Below are 6,563 nucleotides of genomic sequence, written 5' to 3'. Positions count from 1 at the left end.
CCGGCGGCGCGGCTGATCGCCTTCACTGCAAGATGGTAACTGGCCATCGCCGCACACCTTCCTTGCCATGCGGGAGCATGGCGCGGCCAACGGGCCGCTGGGTGCAGGGTTACACCCTGCCGCACGCATTGCCAACGGCAATGCTAAAGTGCGCCCTTCCTCTCTTCCGTTCGGTCGGGCCTCCATGCTATCGCATGTGCTCCAAAGGATCAGCCATGCCCACTGCCCCAACCCCCGAAGCGCTCGAAAAAGCCCGCCTGAAGGTCGACCAAGCCAAAGCCCGATTGCAGGCCCTCGAAGCCCGTGCCTCTGCCCTCAACCGAAAGCAGGACGCCCGCCGAAAGATCATTCTGGGCGGCCTGGTCCTCGATGCCGCCCGCTCCGGATCTTGGCCGCGCGACCTGGACGAGCTGATGAGCCGAATGACCCGCGATCATGACCGCAAGGCATTCGAGGGGTGGAGGCTGGAGAAGTGAGCGCGGAATTCGACCCCAGCGAGTTCGAGACGGCCGAGCCCGCACCGGACTATCGCGAGCTGCTCGACGCAATCCGCCAAGCCGGCGCGGCGGGTGTCCGGCAAGAGGTAGCCTCCCTGACGGCCGCCCTGCGCCAGGAAGAAGCCGCGCGGGAGGCCTGGGCCCAAACCACCGCGACAGGCCTTTCCCGGCTCTCCCAGGCCATCAGCGGCTTCAATCAGGCCTCAGGCAGGCTCCTGCGTACCCGGGCCCTCGAATTGCTGCTGTGCGCCGCGACGATCGTTGGCATCATCGCCCTGTCCTTCGCCGTGATCCAATTCCTCCGGGAGCCAAAGGTCGTGGAACGGCTGTATGGCTGCACCAAATGGGATCAGAAGATGGCTACCTGCAAAGGGAAGTGGATCCCCCTCCACAAAGACTGATCACTGATAGCATATAAACCTGCCAGCTAAGCGGGCTTGTAGTTTTGCTATATATAACTGCAGACTATATGAATTTCTCTGCGAGGATCTTTTTCCCTCTGGGTTGAGTGTAGGTCAACTTTTTATCTTCTGGGTAATAGAAGCCAGACACAAATAGGTCGTAGTTTCCGATCTCTACCCTCACTGACCATTCGTGGTCGTCGTTCCATGTGTCTTTCATGGACGCCTTGCAAACTTCCCCACGAAGTTCAAAAGAGAAATTTTCCGTAGATTTGTCCCAATTATCAACGGCGGCCATAAGAAGGTTTTCGCAAATAGCGTTTCTCTTCTTTTCAGAGATCATATCCAGCGACATTTCCTTAATAGGCCCGAACATGCCGCTATTATTCATGGCTTCTAGTATTTTGCGCATATGAGCGCCAGTGTTTTGATTTACGAACAAAGAAGATCGTGATCCATATGGTGACCCGAGGATGAGCGATCTGATGTTCCACCAAGTTTCTGCCACTCTTGCAGAAGGTGCATCTTTCACAGTTTTCTCGATAAACCATATAAGAGCATCTTTGCTCCTAATAGTTCCATCCGCCTCACAGACGACATCTGTAGCTTCGACCACTACTGGATATGTACCGTCCGCATACAATGCAATATCTAACCTGTAGGCATACAAACCAGAAATTGGCTTAACTCTTTTTACAATGCTATCTGCCGCGGATTCCGAATATGGGCAGGTTACAAATCCTCGAACAAATTCTATGGTGTGATCAGCACCCTTATATGCAGGTATATTGTTGATAGATGCAGAGTACTCTACATATTCTCCTTCGTAAGGAGCTATAAGGATAGGGTGCCACTCGGGGTATATATCAATAGCATTGCCTAGCTCTTTGATAAGTTCATTAACTTGAGCTTTGCCTTCATCCACGTTTTTAAGACTTTTTGTCAGATATGACAGGGCTTTAGCGTTCTGCTCAGCAGCGACTGCAGGTGCGCGAAATTCCATCGGATCATCCTCGTAAGTTATCGCGTCACGTAAGTAGCAAACTCACGTTAATTTTCAACAAGCGTGTTTTTGGAATTCCCGTGAGCCCCTTATTCCGCTTTATGTTCTTTATATGTTCTCTCTGATCTAATGATCGGGCGCCAGCGCTCGGGGTCCGCGCACCCGCTCATTAGATCATTAGAAGAGGCACCATTAAAAATCATGGTATATCAAATACCTAGCCCTGAGGGGTGTGACACCAGGAGTCACACCCCTGTGACTCCTAGGAGTCACAGGTTCGACAAGAATTTTGACTGGCTTGTCGTTTTTATTGACAGACTGTCGTCGGAAATTTAGCCTCCGTTGGCAAATTTTTTGACATCGGAGTCACACCCCTGTGACAGTTAACGAACCGCTGAAACTGCCCGATCGGAAGCAGCCTGGTGCATGGGTGCAGACTGATCGAGCGACGCATGAGGCATGGGCAAAGCTCTCGGTGAAAAGCCCCCGCGCATCCGCGCTTCTTCACCTCCTGGCCGCACGCGTAGGTGAGCATAACGCCGTAGTCGTCTCACAAGGCCTACTTGCCAAAATGATGGGATGCAGCCGGCGAACGATCTTAAGGGCAATCGACGATCTGGTTGCCGGCAATTGGATCGAAGCTCGGCAGATCGGTGATAGCGGAACCGTCAACGCTTACGTGTTGAATGATCGTGTCGTTTGGCACGGGGCCCGGGATGGTCTGCGCTATTCGCTTTTCTCAGCCCAGGTCCTCGTTTCGGAGGAAGAGCAGCCCGACCGCGAGCAGCTATCCCAACAAGATCCCCTGCGCCGGCTTCCCAAGCTCTATGCCGACGAAAGGCAGCTACCTGCTGGCGACGGCCTGCCCCCACCATCTGAACCGTCCCTTCCAGGGCTTGAACCCGATCTTCCTGCCGTGTCCATTGAAGAGGCAGAGGCGCTGACCCGCCGGGTAACTGATGCCCTTCGCGTGCGTACCGATGATGACCCTATGGTGCATGGTGAGCGGTGATGGTGAGCGGAACTTCCATAGGCCCAAAGGAAGCAGGTGAACTGGTAGGCCGATCCAAATCGGCTATCTTAAAGGCAATCCGAGAAGGACGAATTTCCGCCCAAAAGACAGCGTCTGGGGAGTGGAAGATCGAACCTGTCGAGCTATTTAGAGTCTATCCCGCAGGTACACAGTCACCAGCTACTTCCACACCGCAGGTGAGCATCGCTCCACACCCTGGTGCACACGAGCTACAGGCCGAAGTCGAACACCTTAGGGAGCTGCTGCGCCGCTCTGATCAGCGTGCAGAGGAGTGGAAGGCCAAGGCAGAACAGGAAGCTGAAGAGCGCCGCGCACTGACAAGGATGCTCACCGATCAGCGAACTCCAGCGCAAAAGAAGGGCCGTCGATGGGGTATATTCTCGACCCCGCTTGGGGAGGAATCCTAACCCTCGATCTTCGGGGAAATGTGCTATGACGGCCGTGCTTCAAAGGTGGTCAGAAATGCCCTCCGAGCCCGCCGAGCGGTAACTCGGCGGGCTCACCCTCCACCAGCCCGCACACCTGCATAGGCTCGTCTATCGAGCACCAATTACCGATTGCAGCTTTATCAACAATTCATAAAGCCCTATATCTCCTGCAAAGGAGATGCTCGATGATCAGCGCCGATCTCGGAAACCAGCTCGAATCCTTCGTGACACAGCTCGTCTCAGCGGGACGCTACAACTCCAAAAGCGAGGTGCTGCGCGAGGGCGTGCGTCTCGTCCAGGAGCGGGAGGCGCGGCTCGCAGCGCTGGACGCTTCGATCGCGCGCGGCCTGCGTGACGCAGAGGCAGGGCGCACCAAACCTGCAGCCGAGGTGTTCGACCGCCTTGAGGCAAAATATCGCGCCATGGCTGCTGCGGCAGAGCGCTAAATGCGGGCGATGTCCGAACCAAAGGTGCTCGATAGACGAGTCCTCCCGGGGAATGTGCTCAATAGACGAGTCCTGGCATGATCGTCTCCATCACGGCCGAAGCTGAGGTCGACATCGAGGCGATCGGCGACTTCATCGCCCAGGACGATCCGGTACGCGCCATCACGTTCACGTCGGAGCTACGCGGCAAGTGCCTTGAATTGGCGGATTTCCCTCAGAAATACCCGCTGGTCCCACGCTACGCGGCGCACGGCATCCGCAAGCGCCTGCATGGCAGCTACCTGATTTTCTATCACGTATCAGAGGACCTGGTGACGGTGCTGCACGTCCTGCACGGCGCTCAGGATTATGCTGCGATCCTGGGGTGAAGAGCCCGGGACTCGTCTATTGAGCACATTCGCTGCCGGCACGGGCAGGCGTCAGTGTGAAATCAGCACCTTGGCGACAACCGCCCCAGCGGTGAGGAGGGCAGCAGCAGCGATCATTGCCTGCAGGATGAGCGAGGCCGGAAAAGATCCTGCATCGCCCCGGGTGATCCGACCTTCGGTGCGCAACCGTAGCTGCTCCTCGAACCTGCGATCGATCTCGGCTTGCGCCCGCCGGATGCCGGCAAGCTGCTCCTGGAAATCGTCCTGAAGATCGAGCTGGGCCATGCCGCCCATATATCGCGTACAGACCTCGACGCTCAAGGCCGCCAGCAGCTATCCTGTCATCTGTGGGGCTATAAGAGCGGCGTGGTGCACGGTGGTGCACCCAACCGTCCCTGACGCCGGCAACCATCCGCCAGTATGTGGTCGTTCCCCTCCTTGCGAGAAAGGAACGTCCGTGAAGTACCCCTCCCGCCGAGCCCTTCAACGTCAGCGTGATCTGCAGCGCGCGCCGGACAACTGCATCATCCCAGAGAGGCCGCCACACAGCCCGAACGCGGTGCAAAGCAATCCTGACTTCTTGGGGGCCATTCCTGTCATCTGTGGGGCTGTAGGAGGGGAGAGTTTCGCGCCTGATCCGAAACGATGACGGATTTTCGCCGATTTTGGTCCTCCGACAGCCCCAAAGATGACAGGAATGGACTCGTCTATCGAGCACCTTCAGCGCCAAAGGCCGCCGGTGTTAGCGCACCGACGGCCCTCTGAAGCACTACAATTGACGATCACAGCCCCGGCGTTACAGCGCCGAAACAGCAGGGATACTGTACCAGCCCCCAAGAAGACAGGATAGAGCGCCAGGAGGCCATGCGTGTGGTGGCACGCACGTATCTGCTATCGCACTAAATTCAGGAAATGCAGGAAATGCAAATTGCTATTCCGGCTAAGGGTACAATGGCATTTTGTAAGAGAGGCGGCACATGAACCCAGACACGGAAATACCGACTGTCGGAAGTGACGTGTTCATTATCGTTGATGGGGCTAATTGCCTCTACAAGCCAGACCCTGAATCCGCGATAAGAATGACTCCTCCCCTAGGGTCATTAGTGAAATTAGTTCGCATCTCCAACGAATGGGCTCTTATTAGATTCCTGGGGAAAGACGGTTGGACGCCGCTGAATCATATATCTTCAAAAGAAGGTGATGTCGGGAACCGACTATCCGTTGGTATCGCGCCTGAAGCAGCATCAGGATACATACCTTACTCGTCAACGTACCCCGAAACCTTGCTGAATATCGAATACGGTCCAAGGGGCGGCCGCTTTGTGAGAACGGCCTCCGGATTCCGCCGATATCTTTGAATTACGCGAATATCAGCGCTCTAATCCGCCACCACGCATAAGGCTCTGTATCCGCCGGCGTTGCTTTTCGATTTCGCGCTGCTGTTGTTGCTGAAGCAGCTCCTGGGCCTTGCGGGCCTGCTCGGCCTTCTCCCGATCGCCGGCGATCGCGCTGCCGATCGTGGTTGCCAGCTTGCCCAATGCCTGGTGGACGCTCTTGCCGGTCTGACGCAACCAGGCCTCGCCCTGCTCGATGTAGCGCCGCAGGCCGCGCTTCTCAGTCACAGCGGCATTGTGCTGCCCCACCTTCGTCACCGGCTCGTAGGGGCGCCCCTCGCGCGCGGCGATCTTCTCGGCCCGCCGCTCCATGGCCGATACCTGCGGCCCCATATGCACCGTGGCCTCCTGCTCGCGGCCCTGCCGCTGGAAGCTGCGGTGATCGACACGCTCCTCGAGCTGCGCCCGCTCGAGCGCACGGTTCTGCATCGCCGCCCACTCCTCGCGTAGCTGCTCCACCTGGACGGTGGCTGTCGCCTTCACGTCCAACTCGCGCGTCTTGTCGCCCAGCCCCTCGGAGCCGAGCCGGCGCGTGGTGGTGAGCAGGTGCGCATGGTGGTTCCGCTGGTCGCCCTCGCGACCAGGCTCATGGATCGCCACGTCGACCGCGACACCATAGCGGTCGCTGACGTGGCGGGCGAAGCGCACGGCCAGGTCGCGCCGCTCGTCGGCCGACAGCTCGGCCGGAAGCGCAATCTCGTATTCGCGGGCCACTTTGGCGTCCTTGCGCCGCTCGGCCTTCTCGGCTGCGTTCCACAGCGCAGACCGATCGGCCGACCATGCCGGCGCACCATCGGGCACCACCAGCTCGCGGTGCACGATGCCCTGCTTGCGGGTGTAATCATGGACGAGGCCGGTGCGCTCGTCCGTGATTTCGACACCCGCGCGATATGCCGCGGCCGCCGTCGCACTGCGACCGGCGGCGCGGCTGATCGCCTTCACTGCAAGATGGTAACTGGCCATCGCCGCACACCTTCCTTGCCATGCGGGAGC

The 6,563-nt window shown here is 57.9% G+C and carries 8 protein-coding genes; 5 read left to right on the top strand and 3 right to left on the bottom strand.

The features are described from left to right. Positions 1–215: 215 nt before the first annotated feature. Positions 216–476 (top strand): mobilization protein, encoded by a 261-nt coding sequence (locus ACT53M_RS20005; RefSeq protein ID WP_476235684.1) that lies wholly within the window; start codon positions 216–218, stop codon positions 474–476. Further along, the gene (locus ACT53M_RS20000) at positions 473–898 is read left to right on the top strand and encodes a hypothetical protein (RefSeq protein WP_476235683.1); all 426 of its coding nucleotides are present in this window, start codon (positions 473–475) and stop codon (positions 896–898) included. The genes ACT53M_RS20005 and ACT53M_RS20000 overlap by 4 nt, the downstream gene beginning before the upstream one ends. 64 nt (positions 899–962) lie before the next feature. Here ACT53M_RS20000 and ACT53M_RS19995 read toward each other — a convergent pair whose 3' ends face one another. Beyond that, on the bottom strand, positions 963–1,901 hold the full coding sequence (locus ACT53M_RS19995; protein WP_476235682.1) for a hypothetical protein: 939 nt from the start codon (positions 1,899–1,901) through the stop codon (positions 963–965). Between the two features lie 376 nt (positions 1,902–2,277). Between ACT53M_RS19995 and ACT53M_RS19990 the strand changes: the two genes are divergently transcribed. The 3 genes from ACT53M_RS19990 (at position 2,278) to ACT53M_RS19980 (ending at position 4,176) form a co-directional block, all read left to right on the top strand. Beyond that, entirely contained in the window at positions 2,278–2,913 is a 636-nt protein-coding gene (locus ACT53M_RS19990) for a helix-turn-helix domain-containing protein (protein WP_476235681.1), read from the top strand. 634 nt (positions 2,914–3,547) lie between these two features. Next, on the top strand, positions 3,548–3,808 hold the full coding sequence (locus ACT53M_RS19985) for a type II toxin-antitoxin system ParD family antitoxin (protein ID WP_476235680.1): 261 nt from the start codon (positions 3,548–3,550) through the stop codon (positions 3,806–3,808). A gap of 77 nt (positions 3,809–3,885) precedes the next feature. Continuing rightward, on the top strand, positions 3,886–4,176 hold the full coding sequence (locus tag ACT53M_RS19980) for a type II toxin-antitoxin system RelE/ParE family toxin (RefSeq protein ID WP_476235679.1): 291 nt from the start codon (positions 3,886–3,888) through the stop codon (positions 4,174–4,176). A gap of 51 nt (positions 4,177–4,227) precedes the next feature. Here the strand turns inward: ACT53M_RS19980 and ACT53M_RS19975 are convergent, their stop codons facing one another. Both ACT53M_RS19975 and mobQ read right to left on the bottom strand, forming a co-directional pair. After that, entirely contained in the window at positions 4,228–4,461 is a 234-nt protein-coding gene (locus ACT53M_RS19975) for a hypothetical protein (protein ID WP_476235678.1), read from the bottom strand. Between the two features lie 1,085 nt (positions 4,462–5,546). Beyond that, positions 5,547–6,533: a MobQ family relaxase gene (gene mobQ, locus ACT53M_RS19970; protein WP_476235677.1), complete on the bottom strand. Its 987-nt coding sequence runs from the start codon at positions 6,531–6,533 to the stop codon at positions 5,547–5,549. Positions 6,534–6,563: the final 30 nt, after the last annotated feature.

It is taken from the genome of Sphingomonas sp. DMC6 (assembly GCF_056314225.1).
This window is presented reverse-complemented; position numbering and strand designations above follow the sequence as displayed.